Genomic DNA, 24,237 nt, shown 5'->3' on the forward strand with positions numbered 1-24,237 from the left:
ACTTAAAAAACTGTAAAGTGAAACGGTAAACTGTAAACTAATCCTTAATTTAGCCAATATTTGTAAAACTTATGATGCTAATTCGTTATTTATCCCAAATAGGAAGATATTTTTTAATGCTTAAAGAAATTTTCAATAAACAGACCAAATGGCCTGTTATGAAAAATTTGATTTTTAAAGAAATTGATGATTTAATTATTGACTCTCTTGGAATCGTTTGCTTTATATCTTTTTTTATTGGAGGAGTTGTAGCCATTCAAACGGCTTTAAACTTAACTAATCCTTTAATCCCAAAATATTTAATTGGTTTTGCTACACGTCAATCTGTAATCCTGGAGTTTGCTCCTACTTTTATTTCGGTAATTATGGCCGGAAAAATGGGATCTTATATTACTTCAAGTATCGGGACAATGCGTGTTACAGAACAAATCGATGCTTTAGAAGTTATGGGAGTTAATTCCCTAAACTATCTTGTTTTTCCTAAAATAGTAGCTTTATTAATGTACCCTTTTGTAATTGGGATTAGTATGTTTTTGGGAATTTTTGGCGGATGGCTTGCTTGTGCATACGGCGGATTTTCGACCAGTCAGGATTTTATTCAGGGTGCTCAAATGGAATTTATTCCGTTTCACATTACATATGCCTTCATTAAAACTTTAATTTTTGCAATGTTATTAGCTACAATTCCATCTTTTCACGGATATTACATGAAAGGTGGAGCATTAGAAGTGGGTAAAGCAAGTACGGTGTCATTTGTTTGGACATCGGTTTGTATTATTCTTTTTAATTATATATTAACTCAATTATTATTAGGATAATGATCGAAGTAAAAAACATAGAAAAATCATTTGGTGACAGCAAAGTTTTAAAAGGCGTTTCGACGGTTTTTGAAACTGGAAAAACCAACTTGATTATTGGACAAAGTGGATCTGGGAAAACTGTTTTATTAAAAACTTTACTAGGAATTCATACCCCGGATTCTGGAACAATTGAATTTGACGGAAGAGTTTATTCTGAATTAGATCCAGATGAAAAAAGAGAATTAAGAACTGAAATTGGAATGGTTTTTCAGGGAAGTGCTTTATTTGACTCAATGACTGTTGAAGAAAATGTCGCTTTCCCTCTAAAGATGTTCACAAACGATAATAAAGCTAAAATAAAAGAACGCGTTGATTTTGTTTTAGAAAGAGTAAACTTGGTTGATGCACATAAAAAACTTCCTTCTGAGATTTCTGGAGGTATGCAGAAACGTGTGGCGATTGCCCGTGCGATTGTAAATAATCCAAAGTATTTGTTTTGCGATGAACCTAATTCTGGTCTTGATCCAAATACCTCAACTTTGATTGATAATTTGATTAAGGAAATTACAGAAGAATACAACATCACAACTGTAATTAATACGCACGATATGAACTCTGTAATGGAAATTGGAGAGAATATCGTTTTCCTTAAAAAAGGTGTAAAAGCGTGGCAGGGAACTAAAGAAGAAATATTCATAACAGACAACAAAGACATTGTCAAATTTGTTTATTCTTCAAACTTGTTTAAAAAAGTACGTGAGGCTTATTTGAAAGGCTAGAAGTTTTTTAAATTCCAATATATTAAATTCCAAATTCCAATTTTATTAAGATTGGAATTTGGAATTTAATATATTGAGATTTTAGTTCTGATGTGATTTAATATTCTTTTGGTAATCCAAATCCAATTACCAGTCCTGCTCCCACAAAACTATTCTTAGATATGCTGCCAAACAGCTTAAGTCCAATACTGGGAGTTAATGCATTAAATATTAAACTAGATCTTTTCTTAGGTGCAAACCACTTAAAGTTAGCTTCGAATGGCACACCAACAAATCTTTTATATTGATAATAATAATTATCATCAGAATCTTTGAAAGACAGCTTTAAATTATTAGAACTTATTCCGGCAGAAACACTATAAGAATGATTTCTGGTCAGCCATCTTTTTCCATATAAAATGGCATATTCATCATTGTCTTCTACACTTGAGAAAGCAAAAACACTATCTTGTTTTACATATCCCGATTCATGCGAATACCGTAAAGTAAAAAGATGTTTCTTATATTGATAATTTAATTCGCCTCCGCCAGCAAGACCAAAATGTTTCATTCCGACAAAACCTCCAAAAGCCTCAACATAAATAATGGGATTTGATTTGGGTTTTAATTCTGAATCATTGGTTTCTTGTGCATAAAGTGAATTGGAAAGCATTAAAACAAAAATAATCTTAAGTAGTTTTTTTATCATAATCTATTTATAAGAATGAAATAATTTTCTAAATATAGACAAATCGAATATCTTATTTATACGTAAAACTAACCGTTTTTAAAATTCAATAAAATTGGGGAAATCTCAATAAAAAAATTCCAAATCCCAATCTTAATAAAATTGGAATTTGGAATTTAATATATTGGAATTTTTATATTCTAATGATTACCAGGCAGAAGTTCAACCTCAGCATTTGGGTTAAATAGATAGGTCTTTCCTGAGCTTATTTCGAGACATTCAAAACGTTTGGTTCTAACGGCTATTTTCTTGAATATTTTACCATTTTTGATTCGGAAGACACTTCCGTAGGGAATTTCAAAAACATAGTTCTTATCATTGGTTAAATCATATTGTTTTAGTGCCAAAGATAAAGTAGTATCTGTATCACTACTTGCCGAAGGATTTTTAAAATGTCGCGCCAGCAAAGGCAGTAAATGACTCGGAAATATTTCTGGTCTTATAAACGGAACCATTAAACGTTGAAAAGAATATTTCCATTCATTTCCGTGAGGTTTTATATTTCGTCCAAATTTCTCAAAAGCAACTAAATGGGAAATCTCATGAATCAGTGTAATCAAAAATCGGTATTTATTTAAACTCGCATTAACCGTAATTTCATGTTTACCGCTCGGCCCTCTCCTATAATCGCCATGACGCGTCTGACGCTCATTTACGATTTTAAGATGAACCTGATTGGCTACAATCAAATCAAAAACAGGCTTTACTGCATGTTCCGGAATATATTTTGCTAATGTATCGCTCAAAATAATTATGAATTATAAAGTATGAGTTATGAGTTGTTTTTCAATTGGAATTTGGAATTTAAAAATTGGAATTTCAATTACGGATTAGTTGACGAAACCTCTAAAACTTTTCCATTAAAATATTTATTACCATTCAATGTAAAATCATAAATATAAGTCGCCATTCCTTCCGCAGAAATTGGAGCTTGATAACCTGGAAAAGCTTCATTCAGCATTTCTGTTTGAACCGAACCCAAAGCTAAAACATTAAATGAAATACCTTTCTCTTTATATTCTTCTGCTAATAATTCGGTTAAAGTAATGACTGCACCTTTACTTGAACTGTAAGCTGCTAATCCGGCAAATTTTAAACTTCCTCTTACACCGCCAATTGAACTTATTGTTACAACGTGGCTTCCTTTTTGTAAATACGGCAGACAAATTCTGGTAAGATTTGCTACAGCAAAAACATTTACTTTATAAATACTTTCAAAATCCGCTTGTGTGGTTTCTGCAAAAGGCTTTAATAATAAAGCTCCAGCATTATGAACTACAGCATCGACTTTTTTCCATGTTGAAGAAAGAAAATTTTCTACTTCCTGCAACGCCGTTTCATTTGCTAAATCAATTGATAAGCAGGTTACGTTTTGATGTTCTAAAAGTATTTTTGGAATTTTTCTCGAAATCGCCAAAACCTGATTTCCGGCATTGGCAAACTGCAATGCTAATTCATATCCAATTCCTCTACTCGTTCCAGTAACAATAATATTTTTCATGCAGCAAAAATAAGCAAAACCAAAATAATGGACTGTTATTTATTCATTGTAATTTCTTCTGTTGGAGTTGTTGCAATTTTAGTTACTGCTGGTAAAAACTCCTGAATAAAAGCCGTCATGTGCGGAATATCCATTACTTTAAATTCATCTGAAACGTGGTGGTAAAAATCGAAATTTTCAAAATCAAAAGTACTTATCGATTGACACGGTTTCCCGAAAGCTTCAAAAAACGAATAATTATCAGATCTGTAAAACAATTTATATTCGGCTTCTTTTGGTAAAAAACCAATTGTCTTTTTTCCAGTATATTCATTTATTTTTTCGGCCATATTCGATTTATCAAAACCTGTAATGTAAGCCAAATAATCACGTTTCATAGGAACGCCAATCATTTCGATATTTAATTGTGTGTATAAATTGAAGTTCTTTGCTTTTAGTTTCGGAGCCATACTTTTTGATCCCAAAAGACCTTTTTCTTCTCCGGCAAAAAACACAAAAAGAATACTTCTTTTATTGGAATGGGTTTTACTGAAATATTTTGCCAATTGCGCCACAGCCGTTACGCCCGAAGCATCATCATTGGCACCATTAAAAATTTGATCAGCTTGTTTCTTTTTTTCAATTCCGATATGATCGTAGTGTGCGCTTAAAACAACATATTCGTTTTTAAGAACCGGATCTGTTCCTTCTAAAACGCCAACAATATTAAAAGCCGGAGATTTAAAATTAGTCAAGGTATCTCGATAAGAAGCAAAATACGGTTTTACATTATTCTTTTTAAAGAAATCTTCTAAAAAAACTGCTGCTTTTTCTATTCCTTTTGTTCCCGTTTCACGTCCTTCTAATTCATCCGAAGAAAGATATTTTAAAAAATCAGAAACTTCAGATTCTTCCACTTTATATGTGATCTCAGTTGATTCTGGTTTTGTTTCTTTTTGATTGACAGTCGATGTACTCGTTTTACAGGCAATAAAAACAAATGGAAGTAGAAAGTATAGTTTTTTCATAAACGAAAATTTGATGCACTCTAGCTTTTAAACTTCTAAAGCTGCTGATTTAAAATATTTTTTATACACTTTAAATACCTGAATACTTCCCAGAATTATGAAAAAAGCGGGAATAAAAACCGGCATTATATACTCTGAAAAATGATTCGTTTTTTGAAAAAAAGTCTGCAAAATTACAATCAAACTAAACATCCCAAAAAAAACACCAATCAAAGTTCCTGCAATATAATAATATTTTAACTTTCTTTCGATGGTAATGTACTTTCCGTTAAGCAAATATAAATTCCAGCTCGCCCAAAAAGGAAGCTGTAAAAAATTGAAACAGTTTAAAATAATCCCAATTACAAACGGAGAATAGATTAAATAGTTCTGTAAAATTCCGTTTGATTTTGTTTCCTGATTAAAATTGAAATAAAAAGCAAAGGCCAGAACAAACATAAATCCTACCGCAAAAAAATCAATAATCTTCATTAATTTTTTATTGTTAGTGAGTTGTTTAGCAAAAAGCAGCGTGAAATAAATAACAAAAGTTTCTACTACAATAACTCCGAATAAAAAGAAAACTAAATCATGAAGTCCTGATTTGGTATAAATTTCTAAGCCAACAAGGTTTAAATATCCTAACGGAATTGATCCGAGAAAACTCACGAGAAATCCAACTAAGCTATTTTTTAAACTTTTCATTTTTAAAAATTCATGATTTTATTGTTTTGCGCCAAATGCAGTTTGTACTCGCGCATTCCTACTTTGTAATCTAAATATGGAACTCCCATTTTATGGTTTTCAACACTTATTTCATACATATACGTAATATGTCTTGCCAGTTCTTTCCAGGCAAACCATACGGAATGTTTGGGATCATAAATATGCGTAGGTTCGCTCGCGGCTCCGTTAAGTTCTACAATTTGAAAATTTTCTCCTCGCTCTAATTCTTCAAATGTGTTATACATGATATCAAAACGTCCGAAATAGAATCCCGGAATTTGAGTTGCAATTTCATCAATTGTCTTTGTCAATTTTGGTGTAATCCAATCGCTGCCATCAAGAAATTTTGCACCTCGTGCATGATTGCCAAACGGAACTAAATTTAATGTTTCATCTTTAGGTAAAATTCGCTGCAATTCTTCTCCATATTCTTCTTTTAAAACCTCAAACTGCAATTCAAATCTGGGAGTTTGTTTGATTAAATCTTCAATTGTAGATTTTCCGTCACCGGTTACGATCAAAAATTCTTTAGAAACAATTCCTGTAATTTTTCCGTTTTTTTGAAGCGGACGGCGTACGTAAAAAATGCCGACTTCTTTTTCAAACGGAATAAGATCTTGCAGTAAAAAATCAAAATTTGCTTTACTCGCATAATCAGTCAATTCAGAAACTGTTTTGATTTTCTTTACGCCGGAACCACGCAAGCCAATATCTGGTTTTGCGATTAAAGGAAAATAAATTTGTTTTTCGACCAATAAATTGACAATATCTTTTAACTCCGATTTCTCCCGAATCAAAACTGTTTTGGGATAATGTTTTTTGGGCAGTAAATCGTAAATCTGTTTTTTACTTTCCATAATAAAACCGCCATTTTTAATTTTGGGATTGGAGGCATTAAAGAAGAAAATTGATCTTGCTTTGACTGCATAATACGCCCAAAGAAAATAAATAGGAATGTATAAAACCTGAAAGGGCCAATATTCCCAATTGGTTACTTTGTGAAAAAATAGTTTCATAGGTTTACATTTTAAATTCGAATAAAAGAGGTTGAAAAATCTTCTGTTTTTATTAAATCGTAATATTTCATTGCGCCTTTATTTTGTTCTGTCACTACTTGCGTCACACTTAAGGTTTTCATCATATTTTCTCTGTTAATGATCAAACCGTTTTGTGTGTCATCGCTGTGTGTATTTTTATGAAAATCCAGCATATCCAGAGCCGAGATTTCATTTTTATCTTTTACAAAATCAAAGAACCAATTGGCTCTTTCTTTTCTAATTTCTTCAGGATATAAAGTAACCGATGACCAAATGTGGTTTTGAGTTTCATCCAGCTTTGTCGTTCTTTTACTGAAACCATCCCAAATCAACTCATACAACATTTTTTCCTGATACAGAACCAGCGTAAAAGGTTCAATATTATGGAGATCAATTTGTTTCCAAAAATCCTTTGGTGAATCCTTTTCAATAATATCCAGAACAATTAATCCACGGCTTTTTCTATACGGAAGTACCGGAATGTGTTTTGTAATTCCGCCATTTAATAAAAACAAAACAGTTCCGTTTTCATCCATTGCAAACCAGGTTCCTCCCGCTTTTGAATCTTTTGGATACATTATATTTTTACCATTGTGACAATAATTTCTGGGCACAACAGCACCGGGACGAATTACTTTTTCGTCCCGGTTTGAAGTAATAATGGCAACTCCGTTATTATTAATAAAACTTACTGTACACATTGTTTTCTATATTCTATAGTCGAGCGCGCTACGCCAAAATTGTCATCTACTAAAATATTTTCAAATTTCAGTACAGCTACTTTTATTAAAGCCTGATGATGCACGCAGTGTTCCAGATTATAAAGCAATTCTCTGTAATAATTACTTTGAATTCTCATATTAAGTCCGTCAATAAACTGCTCCAGAAACATTATTTTATTCTCGCTTTGCAAACCCGCTTTAATTTCGGTAATGCATTGTTTTGCAAATTCGGTCTCCGTTTGAATTCTGATATTTCTCTCGCGGTTATCATAATTTATAATTCCCGATTCATAGCCATTTTGAAGACATTGAAACATTTCCAGAATATGTCTTGTGTGCTCGCCAATTGTGGCATTGCTTAAAGCCTGACAAGATTTTGAATAATCTTTATCAGATAATTGATTTAATAAATCCGTTAACTCATCTAAACTGCGACGTATTGATTTTAGTAACATAACTTTTAATTTAGAAGATTAAACAATTTGTTCTTATTGAAATAAAGCAAACCTAAACTGCATAATAGCGTAATAACAGCTAAAGCAAAAAGTAATCCGCCGTCGTTTTGAACTTCAATTCCTAAAACAAATAAATGTGACAGAATAGCGCCAATCATAATTCCGGCTGCGCCAAGTGCGCCAAGCCATGTTGTTTTGGGAATTAAAATCAAAATTGCGGCAATCAATTCGGTAATTGCAGAACCAATTCTTCCGTAAGGTTCTACACCTAAAGTCGAGAAAATATAAATACTTTCTTCTGCTCCGCTGAATTTAAAAAACAAGGTTTGCAATAAAATTACCGAAGCCGTTATTCTCAAAATCCATTGTATAATTTCGTTTTTCATGGCTTTGGGTTATTTGTATATTTTTTTCCAGTTATTATCAGCCTTCACTTTTAACTCTGCTTCATCCGGGTTCCAGCTTTTTAGGGTATTATTAAAATAAGCATTGTAAAACAGATAAAGTTTTCCATCGCTGATTTTAAAAGTCTCCGGATTAATTTCTACTTTTTTTCCTTCACTTCCCATTGCATACGCACACCATCCGCCATATTGAGGTTCATATTTTGATGGATTTTTCAAGAACGCATTTTTATTTTCTGCTGATGAAAAATTATAAGTCACTCCCTGATATGAAGTTGAAATTTCTTTTTTCCCTTTAACTGCTTTTCCCTGATTAAAATAGCCAACCGGATCATAACCCTGAATCCCTAATTTATTTTCTAAATTATACTGGCTAACTCTTTTGGCATCATTTTGAGCAAATGAACTGCCTGAAACTAAAATCAATAACAATAATACTATCTTTTTCATCTTTGTTTTATTTAAGGTTTTTTAATACTGACACTAATAATTCTGTGGAAATGCGCTGTTTAATATCTGGCGAGATATATTCAAAAAGGATATCGGCCTCAGTATTAACAACAAAAACAGAAGGAACAGGCAGCAAACTGGTATTGATTCCTTTAGAATGTACGTTAATTACTGATTTGTAGTTTTCCGGAACCTGATAAGCAATTCCTACCGCTTTTATCAATTCTCCTTTTGAGTCAGAAAGTAAGGTGTATTTTACTTTGTCCTTTTCTTCTGTGATTTTTAAATTTTCTGGAGAATCCGGACTTACGGCTATAATTTGATAACCTAAGTCGATAATTTGTTTTTCGGCTCCAGCCAATGACTGTAAATGCAAATTGCAATACGGACACCAGCCGCCGCGATAAAAAACAAGAACTGTTTTTTTCTTTTTAAGTAATTCTGAAAGGTTTACATCTGCATTCTCAGCAGTTTTTAAAGTAAACTCCGGGATTTTTTCTCCTATTAATAAAGGAGCAATATCGAGCGCAGATTTAGGAATCTCGCTTTGCGCGTGAGCAGCCGAGGTTAGCGCTGCCACAAAAATTAAAAGCATTTTTTTCATAGTATAGTGGTTTTACATCTTTTTGATGATGTAAAATTATTGCACTATGAAAAAGCAAAATGTCGTCTAATTTACACTTCGCTTAAAATAATTATAATTCATTGAGTGTATACTTAATCTATTAGCCTCACTTAGGTCATAAAATATTATTTAACACATAGAAACATAGGTATAATGTGTCGCAAAAGAATATTAAAAGAAACTTGTTTCTAACACATAACTCTCTATGTGCATTTTAAATAAGTGAAACGCCTTTTTTGATAGTGCTAAATCTATGTTTCTATGTGTTAAAATTAATTACACACAACAGATTCACTATAATTTGGTTATATCCTGAATGATAATTTCTTTTCTGTTGTAACTTAACAGCTGGTTCGTTTCCATTTCATTTAGTAATTGCGTAGCCGTCTGTCTTGAAGTACAGATGATTTGCGCAATATCATTTTGGGTTAAATAGTTTTCAATAGCTACCGTGTTTCCGTTTCTAACGCCTTCTTGTTCTGCCCAGTCTTTTAGGAATTGGTACAATCTCGTTTTGGCATCTTTAGAAATTAAATTGGCATAACTATTTTTAACACGCTTCATTTTTAAACCAACAAATTTGGTATATGAAATAGCCAATGTTGGATTTCGCAGCAATAAATCTTCAAAATCAGACATTAAAAAACTGCAGATTACAACATCATCAGAAAGTACTTTTGCATATTCTTCGACTTTATTATCTGTTTCTAAAGTCAATTCGCCAAATAAATCTCCTTTTTGAATAATGTCTTTTATCGTTTCATTGCCATCATCATCAATGGCAACAATTTTTATATTCCCTTTTTTAAGTAAAAAGATACGAGGAACATCCGAAGAAGAAAAATAAATAATTTCTCCTTTTGCTGCTTTTTTAAAACCGGTAATAATACACAATTGCTTGATTTGTGAATAGCTCAACGTTCTAAACAATTTATGATCCCGCAAGTACCAATATTTTAAATCTTCGTACATAAAAATTAAATCTGTTGGTGTAAATGTAATTAATTTAACAATTGCGTGATTATCTTTCTGATAAGTTTTAAGCACGCGGATTATACAGATTCGCTACCGCGAAAACGATGATAAAACGGATTTCTATTATTTTTGAAAATAAAAAATCCGCGTCAATCTGTGTCTTCGCGATAGCGAATCCGCGTCATCAGCGTTCAAATTATAGTTTAGCTGGACAACAAAAAACCCTTTCGAAGCAGAAAGCCTGAAAGGGTTTTAAATATATTTAAGAGAAAAATTATCCTGCGATAACAGATCTTGAAATAACGATTTTTTGAATCTCTGAAGTTCCTTCGTAAATCTGAGTGATTTTTGCATCGCGCATAAAACGCTCAACATGATATTCTTTTACATAACCATTTCCTCCGTGAATCTGTACTGCTTCAACCGCAGTATCCATTGCAACTTGCGAAGCAAATAATTTTGCCATGGCACCACTCACGTCATAATTTTTATGCTGATCTTTATCCCAAGCTGCTTTCATACATAAATGACGAGCCGCTTCGATATTAACCGCCATATCTGCCAGCTTAAAAGCAATTGCCTGGTGATTACAGATTTCTGTTCCAAAAGCTTTACGCTCTTTAGAATATTTTAAAGCCAGTTCATAAGCTCCGGAAGCAATTCCTAATGCCTGAGACGCAATACCAATTCTACCTCCGGCAAGCGTTTTCATGGCAAATTTAAATCCGAAACCGTCTTCACCAATTCTGTTTTCTTTCGGAACTTTTACATCACTAAACATTAAAGAGTGTGTATCAGAACCGCGAATTCCCATTTTTTGTTCTTTTGGACCAACAGAAAAACCTGGCATATCTTTCGTCATGATCAAAGCATTGATTCCTTTATGTTTTAATTCAGGATGCGTTTGTGCAATTACTAAATATACAGAAGCTGTGTTTCCGTTTGTAATCCAGTTTTTTGTTCCGTTTACCAAATAATGGTCGCCCATATCAATCGCAGTTGTTTTTTGCGAAGTTGCATCACTTCCTGCTTCCGGCTCGCTTAAACAAAAAGCGCCGTGAATTTGACCTGAAGCTAATCCCGGTAAATATTTTTGTTTTTGTTCTTCCGTTCCAAACTCTTGTAATCCCCAGCAAACCAAAGAATTATTTACAGACATTACCACAGAAGCCGAAGCATCAACTTTAGAAATTTCCTCCATTGCAATAACATAAGAAATTGCATCAAGTCCGCTTCCGCCGTATTTTGGATCAACCATCATTCCCATGAACCCAAGTTCACCCATTTTTTTAACCTGCTCGGTTGGAAAAATTTGTTTTTCGTCGCGTTCAATAACTCCGGGTAATAATTCGTTTTGAGCAAAATCTCTTGCAGCTTGCTGAATCATTAAATGTTCTTCGGTAAGATTAAAATCCATAGTTTTATTTTATTGTTTTTTCTAAACCGAATTTGGAATTCAGTTTTCGTGGTTTTTTATTTGTTTTTTTTGAAAAGCCAATTTATGGTTAAAAGGCTTCCAAAGATAATTTTTAAATGCGGATTTTACAATGCATGCATATAAATTTAATAGATCAACAAGAATAACGATAACGTTTTCGTAATAATTTATGATTTGCTCCAAACAGACTATAATTTTGCAGCGTTTTTTGTAAAATACAAGATTAAAAAATGCGATTTAAAAACCTCAAAAAAGTAAATTTTAAGTCATTTTCTCCACAGAAAAGATTAAACAATTCCTAAAGCGCGTAAATCTACGTAAAGTTAGTCTTACTAATTTGATTACTAAACCGATAGAGTAAAAAAAATAAAAAACTTCCAAAAAAAAACTTCCAAAAAAAGGCAATAATATTGATAAATTAACATTATTTTTGCCTTAAAATTAAATAATTGACAGAGCATGAAAAAGATTTTACTAGTACTTACACTCCTTTTAACTTTACAATTTTCAGCAGTTTCTGCCCAGACTCATTTAGAGGTAAATGGCGTTACTGTTCCTAGAAAGATAGATTATCAAAACAAAACTTTGCAGCTTAACGGCGCTGGCGGCAGATCTAAAATGTGGTTAGAAGTTTATGTGCAGGCTTTGTATTTATCTCAATTAAGCCAGGATCCAAAATTTATTATTGACAGCGATACCGAAATGGCGATTCGAATTGAAATCACATCGTCTATGGTTTCTTCAAATAAATTAACCAAAGCAATGAATGTTGGTTTCGAAAAATCTGCAGGAAGTAATCTGGAACAATTACGACCAAGAATCGAACAATTCAAAACATACTTAAGCGACGCAATTACAGAAAAAGATGTATTCGTTTTAGCTTACAATCCACTTGATCAAACTATCAATGTTTTTAAAAATGAAGTTTTAAAAGGAAAAGTTCAGGGATTTGATTTCAAAAAAGCATTATTCGGAATCTGGCTTTCTGATAAACCAGTTGACGAAACTTTGAAAAAACACTTATTAGGAATATAATCCTTAAAATTTTACATATTCAAAAAGCCGAAAACCGAATAGTTTTCGGCTTTTCTTTTTTGTTTAATAAATTTGATACAAAATACATTATTCGCATTATTCTATTTTATACATTTACACAAAATAAACATATCACAACAAAATGAAAGATTTATTACAACAATTTGAAAATAAAGCACCTGAAATTGTTTTTAACTGGAAAGATTCTGAAACAGAAGCTGAAGGATGGACTGTAATTAATTCGCTGCGTGGAGGAGCTGCCGGCGGAGGAACAAGAATGAGAAAAGGCTTAGACATGAACGAAGTTTTGTCGCTTGCCAAAACAATGGAAGTTAAATTTTCTGTTTCGGGCCCGGCTATTGGCGGTGCTAAATCTGGAATAAATTTTGACCCGAATGATCCTCGCAAAAAAGGAGTTTTACAGCGTTGGTACAAAGCGGTTTCTCCATTATTAAAAAGTTACTACGGAACCGGTGGAGATTTAAATGTTGATGAAATTCACGAAGTAATCCCAATGACAGAGGAATGTGGTGTCTGGCATCCGCAGGAAGGTGTTTTCAACGGACATTTTAAACCTACAGAAGCTGATAAAATTAATAGAATTGGTCAATTACGTCAGGGTGTAATTAAGGTTATCGAAAACCCAAAATTCTCACCAGACGTTACAAGAAAATATACTGTTGCTGATATGATTACGGGTTATGGCGTTGCCGAAGCGGTTCGTCATTTTTACGCAACTTACGGCGGAGACATAAAAGGTAAAAAAGCAATCGTACAAGGTTTTGGAAACGTTGGTTCTGCAGCTGCTTTTTATTTAGCTGAAATGGGCGCGAAAGTTATCGGAATTATTGATCGCGATGGCGGATTAATTAAAGAAGATGGTTTTTCTTTTGAAGAAATCAGAACGTTGTTTTTAAATAAAGACGGAAATAAATTAGTTGCTGATAATATGATTCCGTTTGAAGAAATCAATTCTAAAATCTGGACAATTGGTGCTGAAATTTTCACGCCTTGTGCAGCTTCAAGACTGGTTACTCAAAACCAAATCGACAGCTTAATTGCAAACGGATTAGAGGTTATTTCTTGCGGAGCTAATGTTCCTTTTGCTGATAAAGAAATTTTCTTTGGTTCAATTATGGAAGAAGTAGATCATAAAGTGAGTTTAATCCCGGATTTTATTTCAAACTGCGGAATGGCGAGAGTTTTTGCTTATTTCATGGAGAAAAAAGTTCAAATGACAGATGAGGCTATTTTTAACGATACTTCTGAAATTATAAAAAATGCGATTATTAAAGCGCACGCTTTAAATTCATCTAAAACAAATATTAGTGCAACGGCATTCGAAATTGCATTGAAACAGTTAGTATAATTTTATCTTTATACTTTATATATAAACGAGCCAGATTTCTATTTGGCTCGTTTTTTTTTGCCACAGATTAAAAGAATTATTTGGATTTCTGCTTTGTGAATTTTTAGTCCACAGATTTGCACAAATTTAAACAGGTAAAATTTTCCGGTTAAAAATAAGATCCAGCTTTGAGAACTTTGCCTTCTATTCACCACAAAGAATTACACAATCTAAACAGAAAAAACTTTGCGAACTTTGCGTAAAACCTTAGCGAACTTTGCGTTAAAAAATCCCAGCTTTGAGAACTTTGCCTCCTATTCAGCCCACAGATTTACACATATCTAAACAGATAAAACTTTGCGTTCTTTGCGTAAAACCTTAGCGAACTTTGCGGTTAAATTACGCACAGCTCTTTCAGTCTAAACAATTTTTAGTACTTTTAAACGTTTTTATTTAATACAATTTCAAAATTCAGAATTACAATGAGTTTCACTATTTCTTCAGATAAAAAGAAATCATTACTACTCACAACTGCTATATATGCGGCAATCATTGTATTGTTGTTTTTTATACGTTTTTGGCCTCCATACAATCCTGAAAATAACGTTGCACTTGCAGATGGCGGCGGTGGCGGTGGCGGCGTAACGGTAAATTTTGGTGACAGCGATTTAGGTTCCGGAGCCAATTATAAAAGCGAAGTTCTGGATGTGAAAAATGAAGTAAAACAAGCTCCGGCAAAAGCAGTTGAAGAAGAAGCTATTATTTCTCAGGAAAATACAAAAGCTGATGAAACTGATGTTGTTATTCCTGTAAAAGAAAAACCTAAAAAACCTGTTCCGGTTGAAAAACCAATACAAAAACCTGTTCCCGAAAAACCTAAAGTTTCAAATTCTACAAATGATGCTTTATCAAGTATTTTAAAAGGTTCGAAAAAAGGCGGCGACGGCGATGATAAAGCGTCTGGAAATAAAGGAAAAGTAAACGGAAGCTTAGGTTCCAGCGGTTATTACGGATCTGGTGGTTCTGGCGGAGGAACCGGAGGCGGTAACGGAACCGGAAATGGAATTGGTACAGGAAGCGGTTACGGACCAGGAAGCGGCGGTGGTTCTGGCGGCGGATCAGGATATTCTTTAAATGGTCGAAAAGCATTATCTAAACCAGCTCCTAAATATACTTGCAACGAAGAAGGAACAGTTGTAGTCGAAGTTACGGTAGATCAAAATGGGAAAACCGTGAGTGCAACTGCCGGAATAAAAGGAACTACAAACAAGGCAAGTTGTTTATTAGAACAAGCAAAAATAGCCGCATTAAACACAAAATGGTCTGCCGATGAAAATGCAGCTGCCAAACAAGTTGGAAAGATTATTTACAATTTTAACTTGAATTAAAAAACACGAATTTCACGGATTTTCACAAATCTATTATTATACAAAAAGGCTTTCAGAAATCTGAAAGCCTTTTTTCGTCCAGTTTGTCATTTCGACCGAAGGGAGAAATCTCCGCGAGAAGCTCGACAAAGATTAGATTCCCGTTACGGAGTTCCTTGCGAAGATTTCTCCCTTCGGTCGAAATGACAAAATTGCGCTTACTTATAAAAGTGAGATTGCTTCGTTCCTCGCAAGACTTTGATTGTGTTGTTTCGCGTGAGGGATAGAAGCTGGCTACCGAAGTAGCGCTCCCGATAGCTATCGGGACGACCGGAATAAAAAAATGGGCGAATCAACGTTATGCTGATTGGCCCATTTTTTTATTGTGGTCACGCCCTAATTATTATTTTACTTCGGACTTGTAGCAATTACAAACTTCAAGTTATTCTTCACTCCTATCTGCAATACATCAACTAAATCCTGAACTTGCAAATTAAACGGAATTCGGACTACGACAGTCTGACTTTTATCGGCGCCTATTTTATTCATTAAAGTAGTTTCCAGTTCTTCAAAAGCAACGGGCTGTTTGTCGATATAAAACTGTTTGTCTTCTGTAACCGATAAACTAATTAATTGTTTATTCGTTTTTTCATTTGATTTCGCTTTTGGAAGCGTCATCTTAATAACATTCGGATTCGCCAGTGTTGAAATAATTAGAAAAAACAACAACAGGAAAAACATAATGTCACTTAAAGATGAAGTCGCAACCTCAGCGTGAAATCTTCTTTTTCTCTTAATCGACATACCTTATGATCTTTGAATTATGTTTACAAATTCTAATATCTGTTTCTGAATTTTTAAAGCAAAATCATCAATTTTTCCGTTCAGTAAGTGGTAAGCACTATAGGCAATAATTCCCACGATAAGCCCAGAACCAGAACTGATCATTTTCTCGTATAAACCTCCGGAAATATTTCCGATACTGATATTTTCTGTAACCGAAATACTGTAGAAAATTTTAATTACCCCAGAAATAGTTCCGATGAAACCAAGAGTTGGCGCAATACCCGCAATAAGTCCTAAATGACCTAAACGTCTTTCCATTTCACCAATTTCAATATCGGCAGCACGATCCATATTTGATTCGATTTCGGCAATTGGTCTTCCAATTACTAAAACGCCTTCTTTTAAAATATTTCCAACAGCTGTATCGTTTCTTTCTACAATTGTTCTGGCTAATTCAATGTTTCCGGCATGTAATTTATCGCCAACGTCCTGCATTAATCTGGCATCAATTCTTGACGCTTTTTGGATATATAAGTAGCGTTCAAAAATTACGTAAATCGTGTAAAACAATAAAAGTGCGATTGGTATTAAGAAGAAACCTCCTTTTAAGATAAATCCTAAAACAGAAATTTCGGTTTCTGGGTGAGCAATTTTTTCGATCACTACGTTTGAGGCGTTTGCGAGAGTATCAGCTTGTAATTGAATGTAGCTAAACATATTTTAATTCTGGTTTTTAATAATTAATTCTAAAAAATATTTCAATTTTGCAATAAAGATAATTTTCATTGTTATATTAAACTAAAAAAACTGGAAATTATTTCAATCAGCAACTATTTTATCCAAATAAAATGAACTATCAGGAAACAACAAACTGGATGTTTAATCAATTACCAATGTATCAGCTTCAGGGTGCTTCGGCATATAAAGAAGACCTGACAAACATCAAGTTACTGGCAGAACATCTTGGTAATCCCGAAAAGAAATTGCAAACGATTCACGTTGCGGGAACAAACGGAAAAGGATCGACTTCGCACATGCTGGCTTCGGTTTTGCAGGAAGCGGGTTATAAAGTGGGTTTGTATACGTCGCCACACTTAAAAGATTTCAGGGAAAGGATTAAAGTAAACGGGCAGGAAATTTCAGAAGATTTTGTTTGCGAATTCATCTCCAAACACAAAGATTTTTTTGAAGCCAACGATATGAGTTTCTTCGAAATGTCGGTTGGTTTGGCATTCGATTATTTTGTTTCAGAAAAAACAGATATCGCGATTATTGAAGTTGGTTTGGGCGGAAGACTGGATGCGACTAATATTATTACGCCTTTGGTTTCGGTTATTACTAATATTGGTTTAGATCACACGCAATTTTTAGGAAATACGCTTGAAGCTATTGCTGGTGAAAAAGCCGGAATTATTAAACCGAATGTTCCGGTTGTTATTGGCGAATATACAGATGAAACTCAGCCTGTATTTTTGGCTAAAGCCGAAGAAAATAATGCACCTATTTCTTTCGCTTCAGATTTAATTGATCAAATTTATTTGTCTGATTTAATTGGAGATTATCAGTTTCATAATAAAAAGACGGTTCAGCAGACGATTTCAATTCTGAACAATCAAACCAATTTTAAAGTTTCGACAGAACAATTAAAAGAAGGTTTATTGAATGTTGTAAAAAATACGGGATTACAAGGAAGATGGCAACAGCTTGGCGAAAACCCGAAAATTATCTGCGACACAGCTCACAACAAACACGGATTAGCCGTTGTGATGAATCAGCTTCAAAATGAGAAATATGAAAAACTGCATATTGTTTTGGGTGTTGTAAACGATAAAGATTTGGATTCTATTTTACCGCTTTTCCCAAAAGAGGCGCAATATTATTTCTGCAGTCCGAATTCGGCAAGAGGTTTACCAGTTGAAACGCTTCAAGATGCAGCAGAAAAATTTAATTTAATTGGAGAAAAATACGATTCTGTTGAAAGCGCTTTCGCGAAAGCCAAACAAAACGCTTCAAAAAATGATTTTATTTATGTTGGCGGAAGCACTTTTGTCGTTGCCGAATTGCCTTTGTAACAATCAAAACTTAAATATTAGAAAAAACTCTAAAAAAACCGATTTAATAACAAATTCATAAACAGCGAGATATAGTTTATTTTTAAAAAAGTTTTATTTTTTATTCGATTTTCTTTGCAGAACTCAAAAACTAGCGTATATTTGCACTCGCAATCACAAACGATAGCAACCTAGTAAAATAGGGCGATTAGCTCAGCTGGTTCAGAGCACCTCGTTTACACCGAGGGGGTCGGGGGTTCGAACCCCTCATCGCCCACCGTAATTTAGAAACCTCCAAAGTCATTTGATTTTGGAGGTTTTTTTGGTTAGAATATTATTTCGATCTTGTTCTAAGATTGACAAACCCTGAATTTACATAGATTATTGGTTCGAATCCCTTAAGCTTGTTTATATAATTGTTAACCTATATTTTTTTCTAAATGTTTAGGATAATGCGCTAAATCATTAGCAATATCACCATCTTTAAAAATATCAAAACAGTTATAACCTTTTAAAATTTCCACACCACAAAAACGATAATTGCTTGTAATATTTAAAAATAAATCTTCTGTTCCTTTTCCTTGCATTAAAGATTGTGAAGGATTGTCAAAACTCTCAGCTGGTGCATTAAAAGTAGCACAAATCATAAACTTTTTTCCTTGCATTTTCCCACCTGTCCCGTATTGCTTGGTTAAATCATCTCTAGTTCTACCATCTCCTGAAAGAAACTTTTGACTATGTAGTCCGCTGTTAAAAACTTCATCTGTATATTTTTTATAAATCCACGGCGCACCAAACCAATTGACTGGTGTTTGAAGAATGATAATATCAGCTTGAAGATGTTTTTCTACTTCTTCGTCTGCGTCGTAGCCATCTTCTATTTTCGTTTCTAAAATTTCAAAATCTTTTGATTCAAAAAAATCTTTAGCTTTTTGGTTGAAAGCATCGTTTAATAATCCTTCTGACCAATTGAGATACGTTAAATGTGTATTGATTAATAATACCTTTTTCATCTTAATTCTAATTTCTAGATTTTGTAATTAAATAGTATAGTCTATTGAACTCATATGTGCTTCGCCCATACGATCACCATATATTGGGAATTTTGTAAAACAGATTTCTATACTTTGAATATCTTCTTTTGTTAAATGAATTTTTGACGCGCCAAGATTTTCCAATAAATGTTCCTCAGTACGGGTACCCGGAATTGGAACTATATTCGGACTTTTAGCAAGTAACCAAGCTAGAGCAATTTGAGCTGGAGTTGCATTCTTTTTTCTAGCATACTCTATTAGCCACTCTATCATTGGCATGTTCAGTGGTAAAAATTCTTTTGAAAAACGAGGAAAACCCGAACGAAAATCTGATTCTTTATCGAATTTAGTAGTTGTATTGTATTTACCAGTTAAAAAGCCCGCACCAACAGGAGCCCATGGAACAAATCCGATGCCTAAATTTTCACAGGTTTTAAGTACTCCATTTAATTCGACATTACGTGTCCACAATGAATATTCCGACTGAACAGCGGATACTTTTTGAACGGCATGGGCACGCTGAATTGTTTTAGCACTAGCTTCGGAAAGTCCAAAATGCAAAACTTTGCCTTGTTGAATAAGCTCTTTAATAGTTCCCGCAACTTCTTCGATTGGCACGTTCGGATCAACGCGGTGTTGATAATATAGATCAATATGATCGGTTCTTAGACGCGTAAGCGATTCTTCAACAACTTTCTTGATTCGCTCTGGTCTGCTGTCTAATCCAACAGTACCATCGATTGCAAACCCAAATTTTGTGGCAATTTTGACTTCATTACGAAATGGCTCCAGCGCCTCGCCAACAAGCTTTTCATCTGTATAAGGACCATATACTTCTGCTGTGTCAAAGAATCTTACTCCATTTTCAAATGCGGTGCGTATTGTTTTAATAGATTGTTGATGATTTGCAGGCGGGTTGTAGTTTCCTACCATATTCATGCATCCAAGACCGATTTCAGAAACTTCCAGAGTTCCTAGTTTTCTTGTTTTCATATTGTTGTTTTTATTATCATTAATTTGTTTTGGATATGATGAAGTATTCGTTGCTGACAATAAATTTGGGGCAAATAGCAAACCTGCACCAGCAAGTGCCGCTTGCTGAATAAATTTTCTTCTTGAATTTTCTTCGTCTTTCATATTCTAAATTTTTATGATACAAATTTAGTTTTAGCTTAGGGAAGCAAAGGAAACGGATCACTAATAAAAAGGATACAAATTACGGATAACAAAAAACGCCTTCTTACGAAGGCGTTTTTTTATTGATTTGGACAAGTTGCAATCGATATTCTTTTGGTGTGAGATTGACTTGCTTTTTGAAGAATTTTGAAAAATAATTGGGATATTCGAAACCTAGTTCATAAGCTACTTCTGAAGTTTTCATTTGAGGATTTTGTTCTAAAAGCTCTTTAGCTTTCCTGATAACAAATTCATGAATAGTTTCAAGTGTTGATTTTTGAGTAAAATGTTTTACAATATCGCCCAAATAGTTAGCGGTTAATCCTAATTTGTCGGCAAAATATTGAACATTGGGAATTTGAGAAACAGGTTGATTGTAATAATCAATTAAACTTTGCTGGAAATCGGATATGATGTGATTATATTGTTTTGGATCGGTTGAAAACTGTCTTTTGTAAAATGCTTCAACTAACGAAACCAAAACATTTACATAAGAAAGTAAAACGGCAAAATGTTTTTTATCGCTTTCGTAATATTTTATCATTAATTTAAAAACCAGACTAATCTCTTCTATTTCTTCTTCTGTTAAATATAATGCCTCGTGTTGTCCATAGTCTAAATAGGTCTTAAATAAAAAACGGTTTTCCTCAATTATTTTTTTAGAAAGCTGTAAATACATTCCGGTATAAGTTGGTTCAACATCCCAGCCTGCAGTCAAAACCAACTCGGGACTATTGAAAAATACAGCATTAATTGGTTTCTCTGTGGGCGTGATTTTACTCTGAAAATTTATTTTGATCGAAATTCTGTAAAAATCAACCATTACAGCTTCTGATTTCAAAAGCATCTTTGGAGGGTAGTAATAACCAACATCAATGTCGTTGTCCAATGGTTTGTCTAAACCAATGTAATCATTGTAAGATTTGAAGTCTTTAAAAAGTTTCATTAGTAGTTTGTTTTTTGATTCTGAGCAAAACTTCAGATCAATTGTTTGTAGACATTAAAATTGCATTAATGAAAACAAATATTATGTCTTTGTACCAGAATAAGATTCTGATTTGCTAATATAAGAAATATCTGTGCGATAACTAGCTTATGGTTTCAAGGTATGTACATGTTTAAATAAATTATTTCATCGAAATTTTTTTCAAATCATGCAAAAAATGGTTCGTAAACAGGTTCGTAAGGACCACCAAGAAACTCCTTAAGAAATTAAGGAGTTTTTTTATGCTTATTTTTCGACAACTTTTGTATTAATTCAAATAAACACAAAGCATTGTCATTTCGACTGAAAGGAGAAATAGCACTCGGGAATCGACAAAGATTGGCGACATACTTTGTAGAATTTCTAGTGCGATTTCTCCTTTCAGTCGAAATGACAAGATTGTGTAACTTCTAAAAATTAAAAACAAAAAAGCAAATTCATTTGCATATTGTTGTCGTGTATATTATATTTGCGACAACAATTTAATTTTAAAAAAAATGAGAGAACTTACATTTGCATCACTACAGGTAAAAAATTTAGAAGCATCAAAAGACTTCTACGAAAAGAAATTAGGGTTTGAAGTTGGAAATACTAATCCGCAGGCTTGTATTTTTAAGTACGACGAAGGAAAAGCAAGTTTTGCTATTCGTACTCCGCTTGAACCTTTAGAAGATCGAGAATTAGGAGTTGGCGTAGCGCTTTGGTTTGCTGTTACCGAAAATGTAGACGAATTAAAAGAGAAATTTATCGAAAACGGAATAACAACAGCGGGACCAATTATAGAAACTCCGTTTGGAAGAGCTTTTCACGTAAAAGATCTTGACGGCTATAAACTTACTTTTTTGGAGACAAAATAAAAGTAAATATCAGTAATTTTAGAAACAGATTAAGAAAGAAAAAATTTCTGTTATCTAATCTATTAAAAGTTCTGATGGCTATCTTTGAAATCAATGAACTTGATTTTAATATTGACACAAATGCTTCAACATTATTATGGCTAAGGAAATTAATTTTCATTTTAAAAGTCCAAAAGACAGCCCCGGGTATTTACTTGGGCAGCTAACAATGCTTTGGCAGCGCAAACTAAAAAAAGTTTTAGATCCGTTAGATTTAACACAGACTCAATTTGTGCTGCTGGCTGCTTTGGGCTGGCTTTCAAAAAAAAGTGATTCTGTAACACAAATTGATATTGCGAATCAGAGTAATGCCGACAGAATGATGGTTTCAAAAGTATTGCGAACGCTAGAAGAAAAAGGTTTTATTACCAGACATGAACATGAAACTGATACAAGGGCAAAAACCATTCGATTAACAAATACAGGCGAAACAATTTTGCAAAAAGCTCTTATTGAAGTAGAAAATGCCGATCTTGATTTCTTTTCTTCTTTAGATGAAAATCTTCCGTTGTTTAATTCTAATATGGCAAATCTTATTGAAAGAAATAAGACAGAGTAAAAGTGTTTCGGTTTAAAAATACTTATCAGAAAAATTGTATTTTTGTTTACCGCTCCCAAAGAACAACTGTAACATACATTTAAAACCTGTTTTTTACAGTTCCTGTTTATTATACTTAATTATTATCTTTGAATTATGAGCACACTATCAAGACCAAAACACATTGGAAGAAACATCAGTCGTATACGCGAACTTCGTGATATGAAACAGGAAGCTTTGGCACAAGCTTTAGGAACAAATCAACAAGCTATTTCTGCTATGGAAAATAGCGAAACTATTGATGAAGAAAAGCTTACGGCAGTTGCAAAAGCACTTGGCGTTACAGCTGAAGGTATTAAAAATTACAGCGACGAAAACATACTAAGCATCATTAATAATACATTTAATAGTCACGACAGTTCAACATTAAATGCAGTCAATTTTCAACCTACTTTTAATCCGCTTGATAAAGTTGTAGAACTTTATCAAGAAAAAGAAAAACTTTATGAACGTTTGATCCAGGCAGAAAAAGATAAAGTTGAATATCTTGAAAAAATAGTAAAAGGAAAATAACCTTTTAAAGCATAAAAAAACTCCATTAGAAATAATGGAGTTTTTTTATGCTTCAACTTTTTTATTTATTTAACTCTTTGTCAATTTCTTTAATAAGTTCAACTGCAAGTGGTTTTGTATTTTCGTTATAAACCCTAAGATTATTGTTTCCTAGTTTAACAAGATACTCAAGCGTTTTTTTATATTTCGGGTCTGAATATAATTCTTTTTCAGATTTATCTGCATTTTCTATCGTTTTATCAAAACACTTAATCAAAAAATCATTGTATATTTTATCAACTTCGTTAACAGCCGGCACAAATATTTGGTAATAATTTAAAATTTTCTGTTTTAATTTTTCGTCTTCAATGTAGCCAATTTTGCCACTTGACTTAAAACCTTCATAATTACCAATACTCAGTGTTTGTCCATGTGAATGAATTGGAAAATTAACTTTGCCTTTCGACTTATAAATACTATCCAGTTGGGAAGTCGTTAATGCCAAAATCTTCTCATAGCTTTGGTTTGTCATTTGGTATGCTTCCATTTCATTGTCGATACTTTTTACGTCATTCTGTAAATCATTCTTTAAATTAGTAAGAAACACAGATACTTCTTCTTGTTGGTGTCTGTGCTCACTCCAACTGTGCAACCATATTGAAAGCGTCACGGCAAAAACGATTATGAATATTTCTATAATAATTTCTTTTACTTTCTCTCCCAATGTATGTTCTGAATTTTTCACAGTTTTATAAATTTTGTTTGAATGTTTCGTTATTTCTTCTTGCATAATTAGTGTTGTAATTTAACTCTGGTTGTTTTGTAGTTTATAATAGTTTTTCTC

Annotated in this window: 28 protein-coding genes and 1 tRNA gene; 10 read left to right on the forward strand and 19 right to left on the reverse strand. The window is 33.2% G+C overall.

Going from position 1 to position 24,237, the window contains the following annotated elements; genetic code table 11:
• The first annotated feature begins 71 nt into the window (after positions 1–71).
• A complete protein-coding gene (locus ACODSB_RS05245) occupies positions 72–818 on the forward strand; it encodes an MlaE family ABC transporter permease (protein WP_053470782.1) in 747 nt (248 codons plus the stop codon).
• Positions 818–1,579 (forward strand): ABC transporter ATP-binding protein, encoded by a 762-nt coding sequence (locus ACODSB_RS05250; protein ID WP_053470781.1) that lies wholly within the window; start codon positions 818–820, stop codon positions 1,577–1,579. Before ACODSB_RS05245 ends, ACODSB_RS05250 begins: the two co-directional genes overlap by 1 nt.
• Positions 1,580–1,676: 97 nt before the next feature.
• On the opposite strand, the gene ACODSB_RS05255 is transcribed toward ACODSB_RS05250, so the two are convergent.
• The 13 genes from ACODSB_RS05255 to ACODSB_RS05315 form a co-directional block, all read right to left on the reverse strand.
• A complete protein-coding gene (locus ACODSB_RS05255) occupies positions 1,677–2,267 on the reverse strand; it encodes a hypothetical protein (protein ID WP_488936245.1) in 591 nt (196 codons plus the stop codon).
• Between the two features lie 179 nt (positions 2,268–2,446).
• A complete protein-coding gene (locus tag ACODSB_RS05260; protein WP_256636110.1) occupies positions 2,447–3,052 on the reverse strand; it encodes a SprT-like domain-containing protein in 606 nt (201 codons plus the stop codon).
• 77 nt (positions 3,053–3,129) lie between these two features.
• Positions 3,130–3,807, reverse strand: coding sequence for an SDR family NAD(P)-dependent oxidoreductase (locus ACODSB_RS05265; protein WP_488936246.1), 678 nt, complete (start codon positions 3,805–3,807; stop codon positions 3,130–3,132).
• Between the two features lie 35 nt (positions 3,808–3,842).
• A complete protein-coding gene (locus ACODSB_RS05270) occupies positions 3,843–4,814 on the reverse strand; it encodes a M20/M25/M40 family metallo-hydrolase (RefSeq protein WP_488936247.1) in 972 nt (323 codons plus the stop codon).
• Between the two features lie 27 nt (positions 4,815–4,841).
• On the reverse strand, positions 4,842–5,498 hold the full coding sequence (locus ACODSB_RS05275; RefSeq protein WP_488936248.1) for a hypothetical protein: 657 nt from the start codon (positions 5,496–5,498) through the stop codon (positions 4,842–4,844).
• 2 nt (positions 5,499–5,500) lie between these two features.
• On the reverse strand, positions 5,501–6,535 hold the full coding sequence (locus tag ACODSB_RS05280) for a D-alanine--D-alanine ligase (RefSeq protein ID WP_488936249.1): 1,035 nt from the start codon (positions 6,533–6,535) through the stop codon (positions 5,501–5,503).
• 11 nt (positions 6,536–6,546) lie between these two features.
• Complete coding sequence (locus tag ACODSB_RS05285) at positions 6,547–7,257, reverse strand: NRDE family protein (RefSeq protein WP_488936250.1); 711 nt, start codon at positions 7,255–7,257, stop codon at positions 6,547–6,549.
• Complete coding sequence (locus ACODSB_RS05290) at positions 7,245–7,733, reverse strand: DinB family protein (protein WP_488936251.1); 489 nt, start codon at positions 7,731–7,733, stop codon at positions 7,245–7,247. The genes ACODSB_RS05285 and ACODSB_RS05290 overlap by 13 nt, the downstream gene beginning before the upstream one ends.
• A gap of 5 nt (positions 7,734–7,738) precedes the next feature.
• Positions 7,739–8,119 (reverse strand): DoxX family protein, encoded by a 381-nt coding sequence (locus ACODSB_RS05295; RefSeq protein WP_488936252.1) that lies wholly within the window; start codon positions 8,117–8,119, stop codon positions 7,739–7,741.
• A gap of 9 nt (positions 8,120–8,128) precedes the next feature.
• Entirely contained in the window at positions 8,129–8,587 is a 459-nt protein-coding gene (locus tag ACODSB_RS05300; RefSeq protein WP_488936253.1) for a YHS domain-containing (seleno)protein, read from the reverse strand.
• Between the two features lie 7 nt (positions 8,588–8,594).
• Positions 8,595–9,191 (reverse strand): peroxiredoxin-like family protein, encoded by a 597-nt coding sequence (locus ACODSB_RS05305; protein ID WP_488936254.1) that lies wholly within the window; start codon positions 9,189–9,191, stop codon positions 8,595–8,597.
• 315 nt (positions 9,192–9,506) lie between these two features.
• Positions 9,507–10,184, reverse strand: coding sequence for a Crp/Fnr family transcriptional regulator (locus ACODSB_RS05310; protein WP_488936255.1), 678 nt, complete (start codon positions 10,182–10,184; stop codon positions 9,507–9,509).
• Between the two features lie 277 nt (positions 10,185–10,461).
• A complete protein-coding gene (locus ACODSB_RS05315) occupies positions 10,462–11,604 on the reverse strand; it encodes an acyl-CoA dehydrogenase (protein WP_053470769.1) in 1,143 nt (380 codons plus the stop codon).
• A 480-nt stretch (positions 11,605–12,084) separates the two neighbouring features.
• Between ACODSB_RS05315 and ACODSB_RS05320 the strand changes: the two genes are divergently transcribed.
• The 3 genes from ACODSB_RS05320 to ACODSB_RS05330 all read left to right on the forward strand — a co-directional run bounded on the left by ACODSB_RS05320 (position 12,085) and on the right by ACODSB_RS05330 (position 15,396).
• Positions 12,085–12,660: a chalcone isomerase family protein gene (locus ACODSB_RS05320; protein ID WP_053470767.1), complete on the forward strand. Its 576-nt coding sequence runs from the start codon at positions 12,085–12,087 to the stop codon at positions 12,658–12,660.
• Positions 12,661–12,802: 142 nt separating this feature from the next.
• A complete protein-coding gene (locus tag ACODSB_RS05325) occupies positions 12,803–14,029 on the forward strand; it encodes a Glu/Leu/Phe/Val dehydrogenase dimerization domain-containing protein (RefSeq protein ID WP_488936256.1) in 1,227 nt (408 codons plus the stop codon).
• A gap of 461 nt (positions 14,030–14,490) precedes the next feature.
• The gene (locus ACODSB_RS05330) at positions 14,491–15,396 is read left to right on the forward strand and encodes an energy transducer TonB (RefSeq protein WP_488936257.1); all 906 of its coding nucleotides are present in this window, start codon (positions 14,491–14,493) and stop codon (positions 15,394–15,396) included.
• 387 nt (positions 15,397–15,783) lie between these two features.
• Here the strand turns inward: ACODSB_RS05330 and ACODSB_RS05335 are convergent, their stop codons facing one another.
• Positions 15,784–16,179: an ExbD/TolR family protein gene (locus ACODSB_RS05335; protein WP_056200382.1), complete on the reverse strand. Its 396-nt coding sequence runs from the start codon at positions 16,177–16,179 to the stop codon at positions 15,784–15,786.
• A gap of 3 nt (positions 16,180–16,182) precedes the next feature.
• Complete coding sequence (locus ACODSB_RS05340) at positions 16,183–16,878, reverse strand: MotA/TolQ/ExbB proton channel family protein (RefSeq protein WP_057124348.1); 696 nt, start codon at positions 16,876–16,878, stop codon at positions 16,183–16,185.
• Positions 16,879–17,009: 131 nt separating this feature from the next.
• On the opposite strand from ACODSB_RS05340, the gene ACODSB_RS05345 reads away from it, so the two are divergent.
• The gene (locus ACODSB_RS05345; protein WP_488936258.1) at positions 17,010–18,233 is read left to right on the forward strand and encodes a bifunctional folylpolyglutamate synthase/dihydrofolate synthase; all 1,224 of its coding nucleotides are present in this window, start codon (positions 17,010–17,012) and stop codon (positions 18,231–18,233) included.
• Positions 18,234–18,414: 181 nt separating this feature from the next.
• Positions 18,415–18,489, forward strand: a tRNA-Val gene (locus ACODSB_RS05350).
• A 142-nt stretch (positions 18,490–18,631) separates the two neighbouring features.
• Here ACODSB_RS05350 and ACODSB_RS05355 read toward each other — a convergent pair.
• The 3 genes from ACODSB_RS05355 to ACODSB_RS05365 all read right to left on the reverse strand — a co-directional run bounded on the left by ACODSB_RS05355 (position 18,632) and on the right by ACODSB_RS05365 (position 21,368).
• On the reverse strand, positions 18,632–19,225 hold the full coding sequence (locus tag ACODSB_RS05355) for an NAD(P)H-dependent oxidoreductase (RefSeq protein WP_488936259.1): 594 nt from the start codon (positions 19,223–19,225) through the stop codon (positions 18,632–18,634).
• A 27-nt stretch (positions 19,226–19,252) separates the two neighbouring features.
• On the reverse strand, positions 19,253–20,383 hold the full coding sequence (locus ACODSB_RS05360) for an aldo/keto reductase (RefSeq protein ID WP_488936260.1): 1,131 nt from the start codon (positions 20,381–20,383) through the stop codon (positions 19,253–19,255).
• Between the two features lie 103 nt (positions 20,384–20,486).
• Positions 20,487–21,368 (reverse strand): helix-turn-helix domain-containing protein, encoded by an 882-nt coding sequence (locus ACODSB_RS05365; RefSeq protein ID WP_488936261.1) that lies wholly within the window; start codon positions 21,366–21,368, stop codon positions 20,487–20,489.
• 536 nt (positions 21,369–21,904) lie between these two features.
• On the opposite strand from ACODSB_RS05365, the gene ACODSB_RS05370 reads away from it, so the two are divergent.
• From ACODSB_RS05370 to ACODSB_RS05380, 3 genes are all read left to right on the forward strand, one after another.
• Positions 21,905–22,264, forward strand: a complete 360-nt coding sequence (locus ACODSB_RS05370; protein WP_180861148.1) for a VOC family protein — start codon at positions 21,905–21,907, stop codon at positions 22,262–22,264.
• A gap of 136 nt (positions 22,265–22,400) precedes the next feature.
• Positions 22,401–22,862 carry a MarR family winged helix-turn-helix transcriptional regulator gene (locus ACODSB_RS05375; RefSeq protein ID WP_488936262.1) on the forward strand — a complete coding sequence of 154 codons (462 nt, stop codon included), beginning with the start codon at positions 22,401–22,403 and terminating at the stop codon, positions 22,860–22,862.
• Positions 22,863–22,997: 135 nt separating this feature from the next.
• Complete coding sequence (locus ACODSB_RS05380; protein WP_488936263.1) at positions 22,998–23,414, forward strand: helix-turn-helix domain-containing protein; 417 nt, start codon at positions 22,998–23,000, stop codon at positions 23,412–23,414.
• A 61-nt stretch (positions 23,415–23,475) separates the two neighbouring features.
• Here the strand turns inward: ACODSB_RS05380 and ACODSB_RS05385 are convergent, their stop codons facing one another.
• On the reverse strand, positions 23,476–24,183 hold the full coding sequence (locus ACODSB_RS05385; RefSeq protein WP_488936264.1) for a DUF6090 family protein: 708 nt from the start codon (positions 24,181–24,183) through the stop codon (positions 23,476–23,478).
• Positions 24,184–24,237: the final 54 nt, after the last annotated feature.

The organism is Flavobacterium sp. FG68 (assembly GCF_057808895.1).